The organism is Paraglaciecola sp. IT1134, from assembly GCF_058068185.1.
On record NZ_CM176486.1, the window covers coordinates 3,945,279 to 3,962,537 of the forward strand.

General features: G+C 46.5%; 16 protein-coding genes. All 16 read right to left on the bottom strand.

All coding sequences use genetic code 11. The features are described from left to right. Positions 1-3: 3 nt before the first annotated feature. Positions 4-501, bottom strand: a complete 498-nt coding sequence (locus AC3RV5_RS17290) for an Lcl C-terminal domain-containing protein (protein WP_489728829.1) — start codon at positions 499-501, stop codon at positions 4-6. Continuing rightward, the gene (locus AC3RV5_RS17295; RefSeq protein WP_489728830.1) at positions 502-2,235 is read right to left on the bottom strand and encodes an Lcl C-terminal domain-containing protein; all 1,734 of its coding nucleotides are present in this window, start codon (positions 2,233-2,235) and stop codon (positions 502-504) included. Between the two features lie 52 nt (positions 2,236-2,287). Then, positions 2,288-2,995: an LrgB family protein gene (locus AC3RV5_RS17300; RefSeq protein ID WP_489728831.1), complete on the bottom strand. Its 708-nt coding sequence runs from the start codon at positions 2,993-2,995 to the stop codon at positions 2,288-2,290. Next, the gene (locus tag AC3RV5_RS17305) at positions 2,976-3,356 is read right to left on the bottom strand and encodes a CidA/LrgA family protein (protein ID WP_489728832.1); all 381 of its coding nucleotides are present in this window, start codon (positions 3,354-3,356) and stop codon (positions 2,976-2,978) included. Before AC3RV5_RS17305 ends, AC3RV5_RS17300 begins: the two co-directional genes overlap by 20 nt. A gap of 29 nt (positions 3,357-3,385) precedes the next feature. Next, a complete protein-coding gene (prsR, locus tag AC3RV5_RS17310) occupies positions 3,386-4,741 on the bottom strand; it encodes a PEP-CTERM-box response regulator transcription factor (RefSeq protein WP_489728833.1) in 1,356 nt (451 codons plus the stop codon). Between the two features lie 26 nt (positions 4,742-4,767). Further along, positions 4,768-6,786, bottom strand: coding sequence for an XrtA/PEP-CTERM system histidine kinase PrsK (prsK, locus tag AC3RV5_RS17315; RefSeq protein WP_489728834.1), 2,019 nt, complete (start codon positions 6,784-6,786; stop codon positions 4,768-4,770). Positions 6,787-6,880: 94 nt separating this feature from the next. Further along, complete coding sequence (locus AC3RV5_RS17320; RefSeq protein ID WP_489728835.1) at positions 6,881-8,005, bottom strand: beta-ketoacyl-ACP synthase III; 1,125 nt, start codon at positions 8,003-8,005, stop codon at positions 6,881-6,883. A 345-nt stretch (positions 8,006-8,350) separates the two neighbouring features. After that, on the bottom strand, positions 8,351-9,286 hold the full coding sequence (locus AC3RV5_RS17325) for a hypothetical protein (RefSeq protein ID WP_489728836.1): 936 nt from the start codon (positions 9,284-9,286) through the stop codon (positions 8,351-8,353). A 10-nt stretch (positions 9,287-9,296) separates the two neighbouring features. Next, a complete protein-coding gene (locus tag AC3RV5_RS17330; RefSeq protein WP_489728837.1) occupies positions 9,297-9,947 on the bottom strand; it encodes an anti-sigma factor family protein in 651 nt (216 codons plus the stop codon). Continuing rightward, entirely contained in the window at positions 9,934-10,482 is a 549-nt protein-coding gene (locus AC3RV5_RS17335) for an RNA polymerase sigma factor (protein WP_489728838.1), read from the bottom strand. The genes AC3RV5_RS17330 and AC3RV5_RS17335 overlap by 14 nt, the downstream gene beginning before the upstream one ends. A 124-nt stretch (positions 10,483-10,606) precedes the next feature. Next, complete coding sequence (locus AC3RV5_RS17340; protein ID WP_489728839.1) at positions 10,607-11,518, bottom strand: hydrogen peroxide-inducible genes activator; 912 nt, start codon at positions 11,516-11,518, stop codon at positions 10,607-10,609. A gap of 181 nt (positions 11,519-11,699) precedes the next feature. Beyond that, positions 11,700-12,608 carry a porin gene (locus AC3RV5_RS17345; RefSeq protein WP_489728840.1) on the bottom strand — a complete coding sequence of 303 codons (909 nt, stop codon included), beginning with the start codon at positions 12,606-12,608 and terminating at the stop codon, positions 11,700-11,702. A 198-nt stretch (positions 12,609-12,806) separates the two neighbouring features. After that, on the bottom strand, positions 12,807-13,523 hold the full coding sequence (phoU, locus tag AC3RV5_RS17350; RefSeq protein WP_489728841.1) for a phosphate signaling complex protein PhoU: 717 nt from the start codon (positions 13,521-13,523) through the stop codon (positions 12,807-12,809). A gap of 21 nt (positions 13,524-13,544) precedes the next feature. Further along, positions 13,545-14,369, bottom strand: coding sequence for a phosphate ABC transporter ATP-binding protein PstB (gene pstB / locus AC3RV5_RS17355; protein ID WP_489732198.1), 825 nt, complete (start codon positions 14,367-14,369; stop codon positions 13,545-13,547). A 90-nt stretch (positions 14,370-14,459) separates the two neighbouring features. Then, positions 14,460-15,782, bottom strand: coding sequence for a phosphate ABC transporter permease PstA (gene pstA, locus AC3RV5_RS17360; RefSeq protein ID WP_489728842.1), 1,323 nt, complete (start codon positions 15,780-15,782; stop codon positions 14,460-14,462). After that, complete coding sequence (gene pstC / locus AC3RV5_RS17365; protein ID WP_489728843.1) at positions 15,775-17,163, bottom strand: phosphate ABC transporter permease subunit PstC; 1,389 nt, start codon at positions 17,161-17,163, stop codon at positions 15,775-15,777. Before pstC ends, pstA begins: the two co-directional genes overlap by 8 nt. Positions 17,164-17,259: the final 96 nt, after the last annotated feature.

The window sequence follows — 17,259 nt, forward strand, 5'->3', positions numbered from 1 at the left end:
AGGTTAATCAGCTGTTCTTACCAGACGAGTGTAGACTGACAGGCTTTTCTGTTTAAGAGCGTTACTGCTATTGAAAAAAGCCACCACCCAGGCACGTTGGGGATCGCTGACCGAGGGGGTTGAAGTCCAGTAGTCATCTGCCAGCGTATTGGCAAACACAGTGATATTGATGGCCGGACGTACACAGGCACGTTCGGTGATGGTGGCCAGTTCTTTGATATTGGGTACTCGCCATCCACCCAGCCCTGCGTAACTAAAACCGTGAGCGGTAAGTAAGGCCTGTTGCCAATCCAGCTTGCTGGCCTCCCCCAGACAGCTGCCATTGCTAAAGGTCTGCCCCAGACTGCAACGCATCCAGGTCAGGCCAGTAGCTGGCTGAGTCGCGGTACCGTTTCCATTTAGTTCAAACTGCGTGCTACCGGCGGTTTCGTCCACATCACTTAAACAGGTTTGTGCACTAACATTGCAGCAAAATACGGCTAACAGACAATATAATTTCATTTATCTTCCTGCCCTGACTAAACGCACACTAACGGCCTGCGACTTATTTAAAAAATTGTCATTGCCCGTGGCAAAGTCGATTGCCCAGGCATTTTGCGCAGTGTCATTGGTGCCATCCACGCTGGCCTGTCGGGTCCAATACCATAACTCTGCAGTCAGGGTGTTATCTGTATAGGGGAAATAACTGCTATCGAGCATGAGGCCCAGACTTTTGCCGAAATGTACAATAGATAACAGTTGCTGGTGCGTAGGCAGTTGCCAGTCATAAAACCCGCATAAACCTTGGGTATTGACCGCATCGGTAAATGCCTGGGTATTACAGCTGGCCAAGGTACAACTAGGTAAATCAGGATTAACGGCGCCACTGTAACCCCCGTTTGCGTCTTCAGAAAACCAGCTGTAAGTATGGCGTCTGCCATGTAAATCACCGTTGCTGGTTTTACTTTCCCACACCAGGCCTGTGACGTTATCCCGCACGCAGCGCCAAGGCTGGGTAATATCATCAACTTCATCACCTATATCGTCCAGTCGGGTAAAATCAAAACCGCCTTCACCTCGTCCTGCCTTGGCCAATAATCCATTTTTTGCCACTATGTCCTGGCCACGCTGGCCGTCCTGCCCAGGATACAAGGCTTGATGTAAATTGTTCACCTCAGACTGACTGGCTTGCATCGTCATCCCGGTGTCATTGATCAAGCTCACAGGCAATGGCTTGACCTTGACCGTAATGCTGTCATCCACCACATTGTTATTCGCGTCGGTGACCCGTAGGGTAAAACTGATATCTTGTTCTGTGTTTACCTGCGGGGCCATCGCAAAGGTGTGCAATGCATTTTCATTGTCGATAACCGGCTGTAATTCTGAATCATTCAACCACATATAAATCAAAGGCTTAGCTGCAGAAATAGTGGTATCTGCCAATCCTGTTAACACGATACTTTCACCGGAAAATAGCTGATGATCGACGCCGGCATCCACAGTGGGAAAATTATGGCTGGCCCCTAATACGTTGATGCTGAGTTGTTTGCTGTGCTGCGCGCCTTCAAAATCGGCGACCGTTAACTCGAAGGTTAAACTTGAATCGTCATCCAGTATAGGTGTCACAAATGCAATACGTTGGCCTTGATTGCTCAGCCCCTGCAAAACATCTTGTCCGGCAAGTTGTTGCCAGTGGTAGCTCGCAATTGGGTTAGTTGGATCCTCGGCATCTGAATCACTGCTGCTACTGCCATCGAGCACCACTTCAATACCGGCCTGCAACACCTTGGCTGGCAAATCGCTTGACTGCTCAAAGGTGATCCGCGCCACAGGCGACTCATTCACTGGTGCAATTTTCACCTGCACGCTGTCACTGCCAATGTTTCCTGCGCCATCTGTGACTTTAAGGGTAAAAACGTAACTCAATTCGTCGACAGTAGCCGGTGCAATAAAAGACGCCAGTCCTGAGGCCGTATCCTCATGTATGATGCCTAAGGCGGGGGTCACGGACCAGGCAAAACTCAATTCTGTGGTTTGCCCCAACGCATCACCAGTTAGGCTAACGGTAGTGCCTTCATTGGCCGTTTTAGCACTGCCTGCATTAACAATCAGCAAGGGCTCAGCAGGCGTATCACTTGAGTCAGTAGAGCTACCGGAACAGCCCAGCAAAACAAACGCCAGTACCATAGGTAACAACAACTTACATCTAATTATCCCGTTACGACTTAAGCTTAAAAGTCTGACTGCAATCAACATACTCTCCTGTTATCACCCATTATTTATTTAAGACCGCGGAATAATAAAAATCTTAGCCCAACCATAAAAACAGCAAAGGCAAAAATATCGCCGTCAGCACCCCATTAATACATAATGCGAGGGTGGCAAACGCGCCGGCTTTTTGGCTGATTTGAAACGCCTGGGCCGTGCCAATTGCGTGAGCCACAGTGCCCAGCGCTATGCCCTTAGCATGCTCGTTTCGAATCGAAAACAGTGTAAACAGTCCCCCACACACAGCGGCTCCAACGATACCGGTAAAAATCACCATCACTGCCGCCAACTCAGGTACCCCGCCGATCAAATCCGCCGTATCCATAGCCAAAGGTGTGGTAATGGATTTGGTTAACAGACTAAATTTAATACTGTTATCAATCGTTTGATCGTATAACCAGGCCAAGGCTAATACGGGTGCTAAAACACCACCTATGATTATGGGCAGCAGTATTTGACTGCCGGTTTTCTTAATCGCCTTGAGTTGACCAAAAAGCGGGATTGCCAAGGCTACTGTCGCCGGCCCTAACAGCCAATGTAAGAGTTTAACGTGTTCCTGATACTCCCTTATCGGCAGCTGACAGTATTCCAATATAGTCCAGATTAGTAACAGGCAAAAAATCAATGGATGAAAGAGTGGGTTACGACCAAGGAGCGTAAATAAACGCATAGAAACCAGGTAAACCAACAGGGTCACCCACAACCAGATCACAGAAGACGGCATCAGATCATAAAGGTCGTGGATCATTGGCGAGTCGACGTTGTTGCCACTGGCAAATGCCAGCGGTAATAACCAGGCTTAACACTGTACTGAACAGTATTGCAGCGATGATTGCCCAAAGATGCGCCTTGAGTTGCTCGGCGTACAATAACACCCCCATGGTCGCAGGAATAAATAGCAACAACAGGTGCAGCACCATAAATTGCGCCACTCTCAGCAATGCCTTTGGCACTTCCCCTAACAACAACAGTGCGCCGACCAGCAACAATAAACCCAATAAAGCCGGCGGTAGAGGAATGAGTAAACTTAACCATACACCGCATTGCCAGCACCCGACTAAGGCAACAAAGGCCAGCAGATACCTGATGACTATTATAGTGGATCTCATTCGTAATCCTCAATACACCTGCCTTTGGCTCACGCGCCGGTTTTAATGTCTTCCAGATGGTATTTATCAATCAGTGCATACAGCGTAGGCCGGGTAACCCCCAGCAATTCGGCGGTACGTGACATGTTGCGCTCTGCCACCTGAAAGGCATTGCGGATAGCCCGGCTTTCGGCTTGCTCACGTACTTCACGCAGGTTCAAGGTCTCCATGGTTTCATTGTCATTTACCTGCAAACTCATGTCATCGGCCTGGATGTGTGTGCCTTCTGCCATGATGACCGCTGACTTTAGCTTATTCTGCAATTCACGAATATTACCAGGCCACTGATGTTGCAACATCGCCTTCACGGCTTTATCGCTAAAGCCTTTGATCTTGGTTTTAAAATCTTCGTTGTACTGAGTCAAAAATGTGCGGGCCAGCAAAATGACGTCGTTTGCCCTATCTCTCAAAGGGGGGATCAGGATACTGATCTCACCGATACGGTAATAGAGATCTTCCCGGAAGGTTTCCTGCGCCACCATATCCTGTAAATTACGGTGCGTTGCACAGATCACCCGAATATTTACCGGGATCTCCGAACGTCCCCCCACCCGCTCAATCACCCGCTCTTGTAAAAAGCGTAGCATTTTGGCTTGCAGCCCTATGGGCATATCCCCAATTTCATCCAGAAAAAGTGTGCCCCCCTGGGCCGTTTCAATTTTACCGGGTGTGGTTTTATTGGCGCCGGTAAAGGCCCCTTTTTCATAACCGAATAATTCGCTTTCTAGCAGGTTCTCGGGAATAGAGGCACAGTTGATAGCCACAAAAGCCTTGTCTTTGCGCAAGCTATGTTCATGAATGCTACGGGCAAAGACCTCCTTACCCGTGCCGCTCTCACCGAGCAGTAAGGTACTGATGTCGGTTTGGGCAATTTTTTCCGCTTTACGACTGGCCGCTAAAATCTGCTCACTGTTGCCGATGATCCTGTCCATAGAAGGAGCCACCAGTGACAAGTGGCGATTCTCCATTTCCAAATCAAACAGGTGAATGGCACGGCTTACCAGGATCTGAATAGTTTCCGAGTCGATTGGCTTTTGATAAAAGTCGTACGCCCCACATTCTATGGCTTTTAAGGCATTGCTTTTGTCATTATTGCCGGTGACGACTATCACCTTGGTCTGAGGGGCTAGCTCAAGAATTTCCTGCAGGGTCGCCAGCCCCTCAGTGGCATTAGCAGGATCCGGCGGTAAACCAAGATCCAAAGTGATAACCTTTGGCTCGTGACGACGCAACTGGGCGATGGCTGAAGTGCGGTCATCCGCAAAAATCACTTCATAACCCGAAAAGCTCCACTTCAGCTGCTTTTGAATGCCCAAATCGTCATCTACAACTAAAATTTTGTCCATGTATAATTCCTGTGCTACTTGCGTTTTTAGTCTGTGGGAATAACTAACGTAAACGTTGTTCCCACCCCTACTTCACTTTTGACCTGTAAATGTCCACCAATTTTTTCCAAAAACGTTTTAGCATCATAGGCTCCAATGCCCATTCCAGCATTACCCTTAGTGGTGTCAAACGGCTTGAACAAGCGTTTTTGAATAAAGTCTTTACTCATGCCTGTACCATTGTCGGATATAGTGACCAGCATCTGTTTAAGATTGTCAGCCTGACTGATGTCAATCTTCACAAACCCATGATCTTGGGTGGCCTGCTGGGCATTGCTGACCAGGTGATAGATCACATTACTAAATTTATCCTGCTCCAGTACCACATCAGTTTCACTGTGTACCTCTATAGTAGCCAAAGGTAGTTGGCCTGCACAGCGCTGGGACAGCACATTGTTTATACACACAGACAACTTACACAAACTTTGGCTCTTGGCCTGTTCGCCGCTTTTTTCCGACAGTTGCTGCAACATTTTTTCCATGCGTGCCTTGGTATGTTGCAGTGTCTCAAAGGTGTCGTCGATAAATTCCGGGTTATCTTTATGTTGCTGGGCATTACATAAAATCAGATCAATTTGCGCCAGTACGTTTTTTAAATCATGTAATACAAAAGACGACATCCGTGTGAAAGCGGCAAACTGAGCATTTTCGGCTACTTCTTTGGCTGCCTCGTGGTGAAATAAAAAGTTCGCCACTTGGGCGGTGACCGCAGTTAAATAATCCCGCAACTCCCAATTTAAGCTACGGCCTGAATTTTCGTTGTTACTTAACGCCGCCAGTCCCCATAAAGTATCCCCCCGATAAATGGGTACGACTAACTGAAATGACGCGCGATTAAGCAATGCATGGTTCACTTTTAAATCTTCATATACAAAGGGCTGAGTACGCAACTCTGCGATATCTATGATCCAGTTTTTGTGAGTGAAATATTCAAAAAACTGCCCCAAAATACTGACTTCATCAGCATTCAGAGCGGCAGCGTCGACATCCGCCAGATACTCAATTTCACTGCCCGCCCTGCGGATCAAGATACCTGACTGGTAATCTATGGCTTGCAAAAAGGCTTGTAAGGCGGTGTGGTAAACATTCTGCTCAGGCTCGGTATCTTCCAATGCCCGAGTCAACTTAAGCCACTCGATACGATAGTCGAATTGGTTGGCAAAAAAATGTTTGGTGATAAATACCTTTATCTGGGTGCGAAAGCCCGCGGATAAAAATAGTGTCACCAACAATGCCAAGGATAAAAAAATCAGTACAACTTGGACTGTAGTGCTCCACTGGCCACCGAAATATTTCACCCCATAACCGATCAATGCCATCAGAAACAGGTAGCCACCAGCTACCACCAGCAGTGAGCTATGTAGCACCACTTCTCTGGAAACAAAGATATTTACTCCCCAATTTTGCACTCGGCGAATAGCCAGCACCAGAAATGGGATCAAGGCAAAATAGATAAAGCCACGGGCTGCGATATAGGTAAAATCAATTTGTTCCACCATCAAGGCGTTGGCAAAGGTCACAAATTCGAATAAATTGGTTGCCCCCAGATACAGAATTAGGGGTTTAAGCGCCCAGCGATTATCCCCCGCCTGGCGGTATATAATTTCAAGCAAAATCAAGACCTGCAGGGCAATCACGGTTTGCAACAAAAACTGCCAGGTGTCTGCCAAATTGAAAAACAGGGGTAATACTAGGGCAAATATAGGCAAGGCTAAAATCAGCCAAGTTTCAGGTCGGCGCAACACATCGGTAATATTGCTGAAGTTATCTTTCAAACATGACGCTAAAAACAGCAACCAGAATAGTTGTTTGATGTTGTCGTAAAATAGCAGTTTGTCGATGGAAATTTCACCACCTAAAAAAGGTGACAAGGACCACAGGCAAGTGGCAGCCGTGGCTAAGATCAATAAATATTTGGCCAGGCCTGACTTGCGCACTGTCAGCAATAATAACAGCAGCAGTGCGTAACCCGCAGCACTGATTGCGTATCCCAAAATGGCTAACATTAGGTTCCTTTCTTGATATTATTATTCCATGTTCAGCGCGGTGTGATTGCTGGGCCGCCTCTGTCCCTGGTGGTGCTTAACTATAAACCGAAGATTAACATTTTTTAAGTACTAGACTGCCAATGGAGTACCCTGCTCCAAAGGAGCACAACACCCCATAGTCACCTGGTGATAAATCCTGATGATGCAAGTTAAATGCAATTATTGATCCCGCAGAAGCGGTATTGGCATACTGGTCGAGTACTATAGGGGCTTCTTCCAGGGTCGGCGTGCGCCCTAACAGCTTCTTGCTGATCAAACCATTCATATTAATGTTTGCTTGGTGTAACCACCAACGGGTCACATCTTTACTGCTCAGATGGTGTCGGGCCAAGTGTTCATTGATATGTTCCACCGCCATCGGGCAGACTTCCTTAAATACTTTACGCCCTTGCTGGTGGAACAGCTTGTCTGGTGCAAAGGGGTCTGAATCATTCGCCCGGCTGACATAACCAAAGTTGGAACGAATATTATTGGAATAAGACGTGACGGCCTTGGTGCTCATGATTTCAAAGACATGTTCGGCGTTAGCCGTCTGGGCACTTTCCACCACCATGGCAGTAGCCACATCACCAAAGATAAAATGGCTGTCACGATCGCAATAATTCACCTGTGGGGATGTGAGCTCGGGGTTGATCACCAACACCCCCTTGGCCGTACCTGCAGTGATCATTTCAAAGGCTCGGTGTATGGCAAAAGTCGCGGCGGAACAGGCTACCAGCATATCGAAGCCAAAACCCTTGATCCCCAAGGCGTCTTGCACTTCTATGGCCAGCGCGGGATAAGAACGCTGGGTATAGGCACAAGCCACTATTACTACATCAATATCATCGGGGCTTTTATTGGCGGCCTGCAACGCCAACTTGGCCGCCTTCACAGCCATTTCAGCCTGGTCTGACATTTGTTCGTCAGACCGCTCAGGTATGGCGGGTCTCATACGATGAATATCTAAAATACCCTCTTTCACATAGGCAAATCGACTGCGAATACCCGAGGCCTTTTCGATGAATTCGGCACTTGACTGGGGTTTAGGCTCGATGGTTCCACTGTCGATGGCTTGTGCATGCTGCTCGTTATAGTGATTGGCATAAGCATTATACGCTGTCACTAACTCTTCATTGGAGATACTGTGGGGCGGATTCCACAATCCAGAGCCACTAATCACTGCAGGCAGGGTCATATTATTTTTCCTAATGAAAATATCAGTGTAGCTTAGCGTTTTGCTGATCAAATGTCATGAGTGTTGATCACCCTTGGTACAAGGAAATGTCAGGATTGGGTGCATAATCAAACTTATGGTCATTTTTTGTCACATAAATCCATTTGAAAAAGCACTAGATACAAATTTTCACTTCACTTTTACACCACAAAGGGATTAATGACTAACCGTTGTTCTTAACGAGAGGAAATAGCACCACAACCGGGAGTCAAGAACGACACAGGTTGTGGCAACGGGTCCTGAAAAGGTTATGGCACCGCGCAATAACAAAAACCTAATTGGGATGTTAACTAAGTCAGGCAAGCCTCAAAAATCATAGCCTCTCCCCCCAGCCAATAATTTGTCTTTACTTATCTTGTCGCGCACACAAGCTTGAATATCCTTATGTTTAAATACATATATCCTGTCTTGTTTATTACGACTGCCGCCTTGTGGTGGACTGAAGTGGGGTAAAATGAAGTTCACGTATTCATCGCTATCCAGGGCTTTCAGACCGGCACCATAGCGGCATAGGACCTCGCCGACATTGTTCTCAAAACTGGATAAAAATTGTGTATATTCTTGCTGTTGGGCTAATTGACGCTGGTTAGCCTGTTCTTTACGTTCTTTTTCAATGCTGGCGCGATAGCGTTCCACTTCCGCTCGCTTGCTTTGAACTTGCTCAAGCTCGCTGTTGAGTTCCTGCAATTGTTGTTCAATCTCTTTACGTCTGCCCTTATCGCTATTGTTTTTTTCAAACTCCAAGTCTCGGCGACGACGTTCATATTCTCGCTGCTCCCAGCTAAATTCGCGTAATTTTTCACCCAACGAGCGTAACTTACTCTTTGCCTCTCGGGTCATGTCGTGGGCCAGTTCCATTGCCTGTTCTACTACATCTTCAATTGCGTCTTCATCAATGCCGAAATCAAACTCGTCCATTTCAACAAATTGCTGTGGCGCTTCAGGTGGCATAGGCGCGGTTCGCGGAGACCCATGAGTGACAAAGTCAAACACCCGGGATGAAGCCGAACGGCTGGTATCGACCTGAAATAACACCCCTTGATTTTTAAGGTAGGTAAAGCCCACAGAACGCAAACGAATACCACCCGTGTTGCCGTCTTGCTTTAACGCGGTTTGTAAAATGTTGCTCATAATTTCCAATTCGTCATTGAGCTCGTTTGTATTGGTTTCGCCATACACCGAGCTCACTGTCATAGTGGCAAAAAGCGTGGCTAACAGAGTTTTTCGATTGATAATTTTCATAGTGCTACCTCTACGGATTAATACTGTCTAGGGCAACGCCATCTGCGTCACGATAGATATCTTGTTGCAATTTATTCAGTTGCCGAGCATAAAAATATTGGTCGTCACTGCGCTGCTCGTTGACAAATTTAATTAATTCGGCAAAGTCCTCACGGCGCTCCTTGCGACTCGAAGTAAGCAAATAACTGGTCAATTGATTGCTGGTATCCAGCTGCTGTTGCTGCAACGACTGGGCATACAAACTGAGCGCGGCTTGCTGGTTTTGTTTAAACTCATCAAGCCTGGTATCGAGCATTTGTGTCAGTGCTTGCTCGGCCTGCTGACTACCGAAACTGAGGCGCACTTCCCCCTCTTTAAAACGCACCTGAGTGCCGCTGAACACTATTACAATGGCCAGCAAAGAGGTGGCAAACGAGACCCCAGGCAGCCAGCGCCACGGCCGCCTCGTTTGGGGCATATCAAAGATGTGTTTTTTATCCCAGGATGGAACCTCTTGTTCCATAAAGTTATCAGCGCGCAGGCGCAGCATGTTGGCCACTTCTACCTGCTTGGCAAATACCGGATCATGCATACAACGCTGTTCAAACTCTTGGCGCTGGGTCTCATCTAGTTCGCCATCGAGCCATAATCCAAGCAATTGCTCATTGTCATACATCGACATATTCAACCTCCATCAAGCGTTTAAGATTGGCTAGGGCACCATACAAACGAGATTTAGCCGTGTTGGCTGACATCCCGGTTTGCTCGGCAATTTCTTCAAAAGTAAATTGGCCAAAAAACTTCAGTTCAACCACCGCTTTTTGGGCGATAGAGAGACGTTGCATGGCCTGGATTAATTCAGTATTTTGCTGCCCAGTGGCGATTTGCTGTTCACTGCTAATCCCCTCACTGACCATTTCCGGGGTATCTTCCAAGCCCTGCATGGGCCGCTTGCGCCGATAGAATTCGATACAGCGATAGTGGGCTATGCGGTACAACCAGCTCTTAAAACTGCCTTCTTGGCGGTAAGAGCCCAGATTGCGAAACACCGAAATAAAAACTTCTTGCATCAAGTCCAGAGCATCTTCATTTTTTCCTGTCATACGTAAGCCATAGTTATAAATGGACTTTTCATAGCGCTTGAGCAGGTTAAGCCAGGCCTTTTTGTTGCCCAGTAGTGCTTTGTCTATTAGCTGTTGATCGCTTTTTTCAAACACTCACTGTGTTCCCTGTTTTAATGACTAGTAATATACTCAAGTGACCTCAAATGCAGAGGTTACTTGGGTATATAGTCGAGGGGTTAACAAAAATAGTTTGGTTTAATTAGGTTTTATTGCGGGATTATTTTTCCAGCGTTGGGATCGGGGTAAGGGGGGCAAGCAATTGTGCCAGATACCGAAACAATTGAACCCGGGTGGTCGCATTACGCCACACCATACCGATTTCCCGATAGGCGCTGTCCTCGGCCGGCATGGACACCAACTGGGTGGTACTGAGAATATGATTTTTTATCGCCAGTTCAGGCATAAAGGTAAAACCTAATTTACTGTTCGCCAGTTGCACCAAAGTATACAAACTGCTGGCGGCCAGGGAACTGACTTGTTCCTTATGTTTCAGTTTGCAGGCACTGACGGCATGTCCGGTCATACAATGTTCCTGTTGCAGCAAAAATACACTTTTTGCGGGTAAAGCAGAAAAGTCCATGGGCATAGGCAGGGTGTTTACCAGATCGCTATGGGCTATGAGGTGAAAAGGATCATTCCCCAGGACCAGCTGTTTACAACCAGGGGTTTCCATCGGCAAAGCCAAAATCAACAAATCGAGCTGCCCTTCATTTAATTGGCCGAGCAAATTCGCCGTGGTGTCTTCTTGCAGCTGCAAGCTAATCTCAGGTAAATATTGTTGCACTGTGCCAATCAGTCCTTCGAATAAGAATGGAGCGATGGTGGGTATCACGCCTATCTTCAAATTACCGGACTGCCAGTTTCCTGCTGTCTGGGCAAAATCTATTAGCTCATTTGCTTCGGTTAACAAATCTCGGCTGCGCTCCACCAGCTCCAGACCAAAAGGCGTGAAAACAAAGGTTTTATGTTCCCTTTCCAACAATTGGCAGCCAAATTGTTCTTCCAGATTTTGGATGGCCGTGCTTAAAGTTGACTGACTGACATGACAATGTTTGGCCGCCCGGTGAAAGTGCTGCTCTTGGTGCAGGGTCACGAGATAATAAAGGTGTTTAAGGTTGGGCCATTTCATCTACATTACGCTTCAATTTAAACGATTATAAATTGATTTTAAATCAATTTATTAGATATGTAAGTGTTTTTTTGTTCTTCCTTTATATCGCTTTTAAAATCAAACAAGCCGTTCGAGTTACCCAGAACGGCTTGTTATTGATACCGGCCAGTCTTAACCCGGCGGGGTTGGTCAGGATTGTCTAAAATTTATGTTCCAGACCAAGCGCCAACCAAGATTGGTCTTCACTGCTATCAAGGGCGCGGTCGGTGTACCAGATAAAAGCTTTGGTGGCCTTGCCCAACTTGTAATCGCCGCCTACTGTAACGCTGTTGTCATCTTCCAGGGTTTGATATTGCGCTTTTAATACCACTTTATCGATAGTATAGGCCGCACTTAACATTACCCCGTCTTTTTCTATGCCTGTTTCAATTGACTCCTGGCGGTGCAAAATTGCACCGAGCGTCACTGCATCCAGTGTGGTTTGCACAGATGCACGAATAGTATCGTAGCCTTTCATATCAAAATCTGCGGCTACTGAGGCGAACCACCGGTCTTTTTTGAGATTTTTATCACCGTAACTAAGAGAAACAGATTGGGCGTCGTCGCCTGCAATATCGTCTTGTGCAATATAGCTTGCTCCAAGGGTAAAACCCGCCACGCTAGGAGAATAATAGCTCACCGAATTGCCCATACGATTCTCGCCTTTCCACAAACCTTTAAGATCGGCCTCGTAATCATTAAATAAATCAATTTTGCCCTGAGACTGTTTTAAAACCGTGTCATTACGGCCCAGCAGCACTGTACCAAAATTGCCTTTTAAGCCAACATATTGATTACGTGCTTTGATATTGTCAGAACCGGCTTCATCAGCCATATCGACTTCCCACTCTAACAGGTATAAAACTTCGATATCGTTATCCAGTTTATGGTCACCTTTGACCCCAAAACGCGAAGCGTTACTTTTTAACTCCGTAAAGTTACCTTCTCCTTCATCCGCCGCTTGCGCAGAAATGTTGGCCTTACCATATAGGGTTACAGGATCAGCATAACTCAGGGCAGAAAAGGCACCGGCAATCAAGGTTAGGGATAGTGATGGAAGAAGTTTCATATATTCTTTGCTCTCATTGATTAAAATTCTAAAATGATTCGACAAGGAATATATGGCAGTTTTGTGACATTTGCATGACAAGGTGACAGTTTCATGAAAGATAAATGACATTGCCTGTCAGTAATTAAGCAGTGTGGTGCTCATGGGAGCTGGGCCGTCCTTAAGCTCTAGTATAACAAGACAACCCAAACTACCATATCAGGATTTGTTTAATTTTTCCTCCATCTCACTGACACTGGTATGACGCACATCTAGCCCTCTGACCAGATAAATAATGTGTTCGGCGATATTACGTGCATGATCACCAATACGTTCTAATGAACGCAGAGCCCACAGGATATTCATGACCCGGCTAATGGAGCGTGGATCTTCCATCATATAGGTAACAATTTCACGCATCGCAGATTTGTATTCACGATCAACCTGTTTGTCGGCTTTCGCCACTTCCAGCGCCTGATTAACATCGAAACGGGCAAAAGCATCCAGCACCGAATTTACCATTTGTTGCACTAACGCCCCCATATGCCGCACTTCATCGTACCCCCCTGGCGCCGCACCACTTTCATTTAGCGCAATAGCCATCTTGGCAATTTTTTGCGCTTCGTCGCCCATACGTTCCAGATCCCGGATCATTTTAGTAACGGTTAACACCATACGCAGATCGGAAGCAGCGGGCTGTCGGCATGCCAGTACCATAGTACATTGTTCGTCTAAAGCGACTTCTCGTAAATCAACATCGTCTTCAACTTGGATCACGCGCTCTGCAATTTTACTGTCGGCAGTTTCAAGGGCTTTAACTGAATCAATAATTTGCTGTTCAACCACTCCTCCCATTTCCAGAACCTGACTTTTCAACCTTTCCAGGTCGGCATCGAAGCGCTGTGAAATGTGTTTATCCAGATGTAATTTTTCCATTTTTATCTCCTGTATTACCGACTAACCGAAACGGCCAGTAATATAGGCCTCGGTAAGATCGTGTTCCGGGTTGGTGAACACTTTTTTGGTATCGTTAACTTCAATCAGTTTACCCATATGAAAGTACGCCGTGCGATGCGACACACGAGCGGCCTGTTGCATGGAATGGGTCACGATGGCAATCGTGTAATTTTGGCTTAACTCTGCCATTAACTCTTCAATTTTAGCCGTGGCGATCGGATCGAGAGCGGAACAAGGCTCATCCATTAATATCACTTCGGGGCTGACCGCTATAGTGCGTGCAATACATAATCGTTGCTGTTGTCCACCGGAGAGGCCCGTACCTGGGGAAAATAAACGATCCTTTACTTCCTCCCACAAACTTGCCTTACGCAAACTGGTTTCAACAATCTCATCCAACTCCGCCCGTCTGGTCGCCAAACCATGAATTTTTGGCCCATAAGCGACATTTTCATAGATGGTTTTTGGAAAAGGATTGGGTTTTTGAAAGACGATACCTACCCGGGCCCTTAGCGGTACCACATCCTGTTTAGGATGATAAATATCCTCACCTTCCAAGGTTATATCCCCGGTTATTTTGCACGATTCTATGGTGTCATTCATGCGGTTTAAACAACGTAAAAAGGTAGATTTTCCGCATCCTGAAGGACCGATCATCGCCACGACTTCATTTTTGCCTATATCCAGACTGATATCGTGAATAGCTTGTTTATCAGCATAAAATACATTCACGTTACGCATCGACATCTTGGCATTGTCTGAAAATGGTTTTCCCACCGTACTGTGGCTAGATATATCCTGTGCAATATCTGTGGTTTTTTCCATCTCCAGTGCCGTTTGACTATTTTCAGTCATTGCTTTTTTCATAACTGTTTCCACGATAATCCTCCTACTATACGCCGTAATCCAGACATTTTACCAACGTCGCTCTAAGCGTTTACGCAACCAAATAGCTAATGTGTTCATTGTAATAAGAAAGGCTAATAACACCATAATAGCGGCCGATGTGCGCTCCACAAAGGCCCTTTCCGGGCTATCAGACCATAAAAATATCTGCACGGGCAATGCGGTAGCCGGGTCTGAAACACCACCGGGTATATCCACTATAAAAGCCACCATGCCTATCATCAGCAAGGGAGCAGTTTCCCCCAAGGCTTGAGCAAAACCAATAATAGCCCCCGTTAACATGCCTGGCATTGCCAAAGGCAAAACGTGATGTATAACCACTTGCATCTTCGACGCCCCCAAACCTAAGGCCGCGTCTTTTATGGACGGCGGTACCGATTTAATCGCTGCGCGACTGGAAATGATTATAGTGGGCAATGTCATCAGGGTTAACACTAAGCCCCCTACCAAAGGAATAGAACGATGCATGCCAAAAAAACCAATAAAAATGGCCAGACCCAATAAGCCAAATATAATCGAAGGCACGGCGGCCAAGTTATTGATATTCACTTCGATAAAATCAGTAATACGGTTGGTGGGCGCATACTCTTCCAAATACACCGCAGCCGCGACCCCTATGGGGAATGATAAGGCAATAGTCACCAATAAGGTAAACAGGGAACCGGCCATTGCCCCTGCGATACCCGCTTGTTCTGGCTCTCGGGAATCGCCACTGGTAAAGAAGGTGCGGTTAAACTGCAATTCAATGTGATCATCAGCGATCAAGGTTTCTACCCAGGCAATCTTCTTGGGATTCATTCGCGCCGTAAAGGTTTCCGAATCATCATCGTTGCGGCTTTTCAAATAGGTATCAATATCATCGTCTGCTAACAACCATACGCCTATTTTCTGATCCAACAAACCAGGCTGCTCTTCGAGCATTGAACGCAGGGTGAATCCAGCTCCATTACTGATTAAGGTATATAAGTCCCGTTTATCTTGACGTCCCTGCGCGTCGGGAAATTTTGTGCGTAACGCAGTTTTAACCGCGCCCTGATAATCGGCCACGGCCAACTGCTTGAGATCTGTGTTATCGGTGATCTCCAGTTGCTGTGCATCCAAGCTCACGTCAAGGTATATATAGGTCTGTAAAAACGCCGTGTGCCCCTTACCGATGATATCGGTAAATAACACCACCAAACAGGCTAAACCAAATAAAATGGCTGCTATGCCATAGGCACGAAAACGCTTTTCTGCCCGGTAGCGTTTTTTGAGGTTTTTGTTAACCAAGTCAATGGTGTTTGGTTTATTGTCTTTAGATTTATGCATAAGTGTCTCGCTTTCTCTACTCATACTGCTCTCGATATTTTCTAACAACATGCAGCGCGACATAGTTAAATGCCAAAGTGATCACAAATAACATCAAGCCCAAAGCAAAGGCCGAAAGCGTTTTGGGACTATCAAACTCCTGATCGCCCACTAGCAAGGTAACGATTTGCACGGTTATGGTGGTCACCGACTCCAGGGGATTGGCGGTTAAATGTGCGGCTAAGCCAGCTGCCATCACGACTATCATGGTCTCCCCTATTGCCCTTGACACTGCAAGCAACACCCCCCCAACAATCCCCGGCAGGGCCGCAGGAATGATCACCTGTTTAATGGTTTCCGACTTGGTGGCTCCGAGCCCATAGGCGCCGTCACGTAAAGATTGAGGAACAGCATTAATCACATCATCTGACAAAGACGAAATAAAAGGAATAATCATCACGCCCATGACCAATCCTGCGGCCAACGCGCTTTCAGAAGACACACTTAATCCAAAAACCGTGCCGGATTCACGAATAAAGGGCGCAACCGTCAGGGCGGCGAAAAAGCCATATACTACGGTGGGCACGCCGGCCAATACTTCTAACATGGGTTTGACTATAGTACGTACAGTGGGCGTGGCGTATTCAGATAGATAAATAGCTGACATCAAACCCGCCGGCACAGCAATAAGCATTGCAATCAAGGAGATCAACATGGTGCCTGCAAACAAAGGTACCGCACCAAAGGCCCCGGAGCCACCTACCTGGTCAGCACGAATAGCAGTTTGCGGACTCCATTCCAGACCAAACAAAAATTCGCTGATGGGCACGGACTTAAAGAATTTAATAGACTCGAACAAAACCGATAGGATAATTCCGGCGGTCGTGAATATCGCCAGACTGGCACAAAGTAACAGGAACCATTTGAAGGCTTTTTCAACCTCAACCCGGGCTCGCAACTTTGCATTGATCCGTAACCAGGTAATCAACATCAACGTTATAGCAACGCAGCCAAATACCACATTGAGTGCCATTTGACTGACAGACTGCAAACCTTTTAAACGTTGTGCTGCCGCTACAATATAGGGCTCAAGATTGGGTTCAACGAAACTACCGGTGGCTAGATTACTGACGGTGTTTAATAACAAACCTAAATCGGATTTGGATAATTGGCGAATATCAGCGGGAAATTCCTGGATAACAATTTGTTGAATAAAATAATCATCAAAAATGCTCCAAACCCCCAGCAACAATATGCACGGCAGTCCACACCACAACGCGGTGATAACACCATAATAAAACGGTAGAGAGTTAAGATTACGTATCCCGGCTTGACCACCGGCCACCGCTACGGCGCGATTTTTTCCCATATAATAGGTTGCCACTATCAACAACATGGCAATCAATATCAGCTTGGAAGTATCCATAAACCCTCAAATATAACGCTATTCACCAAAAAATTAGCCTGGTTAATACCAAATGGATTAACCAGGCTAACCTATTAAACGCATACTAAACTAGCT

Coding starts and splice junctions, on each gene's coding strand:
- AC3RV5_RS17300 (WP_489728831.1), bottom strand. CDS start 2,995: ATGATCCACGACCTTTATGATCTGATGCCGTCTTCTGTGATCTGGTTG.
- AC3RV5_RS17325 (WP_489728836.1), bottom strand. CDS start 9,286: ATGAAAATTATCAATCGAAAAACTCTGTTAGCCACGCTTTTTGCCACT.
- AC3RV5_RS17305 (WP_489728832.1), bottom strand. CDS start 3,356: ATGAGATCCACTATAATAGTCATCAGGTATCTGCTGGCCTTTGTTGCC.
- AC3RV5_RS17345 (WP_489728840.1), bottom strand. CDS start 12,608: ATGAAACTTCTTCCATCACTATCCCTAACCTTGATTGCCGGTGCCTTT.
- prsR (WP_489728833.1), bottom strand. CDS start 4,741: ATGGACAAAATTTTAGTTGTAGATGACGATTTGGGCATTCAAAAGCAG.
- AC3RV5_RS17330 (WP_489728837.1), bottom strand. CDS start 9,947: ATGTCGATGTATGACAATGAGCAATTGCTTGGATTATGGCTCGATGGC.
- pstC (WP_489728843.1), bottom strand. CDS start 17,163: ATGGATACTTCCAAGCTGATATTGATTGCCATGTTGTTGATAGTGGCA.
- AC3RV5_RS17320 (WP_489728835.1), bottom strand. CDS start 8,005: ATGACCCTGCCTGCAGTGATTAGTGGCTCTGGATTGTGGAATCCGCCC.
- pstB (WP_489732198.1), bottom strand. CDS start 14,369: ATGGAAAAAACCACAGATATTGCACAGGATATATCTAGCCACAGTACG.
- phoU (WP_489728841.1), bottom strand. CDS start 13,523: ATGGAAAAATTACATCTGGATAAACACATTTCACAGCGCTTCGATGCC.
- AC3RV5_RS17295 (WP_489728830.1), bottom strand. CDS start 2,235: ATGTTGATTGCAGTCAGACTTTTAAGCTTAAGTCGTAACGGGATAATT.
- AC3RV5_RS17340 (WP_489728839.1), bottom strand. CDS start 11,518: ATGAAATGGCCCAACCTTAAACACCTTTATTATCTCGTGACCCTGCAC.
- pstA (WP_489728842.1), bottom strand. CDS start 15,782: ATGAGTAGAGAAAGCGAGACACTTATGCATAAATCTAAAGACAATAAA.
- AC3RV5_RS17290 (WP_489728829.1), bottom strand. CDS start 501: ATGAAATTATATTGTCTGTTAGCCGTATTTTGCTGCAATGTTAGTGCA.
- prsK (WP_489728834.1), bottom strand. CDS start 6,786: ATGTTAGCCATTTTGGGATACGCAATCAGTGCTGCGGGTTACGCACTG.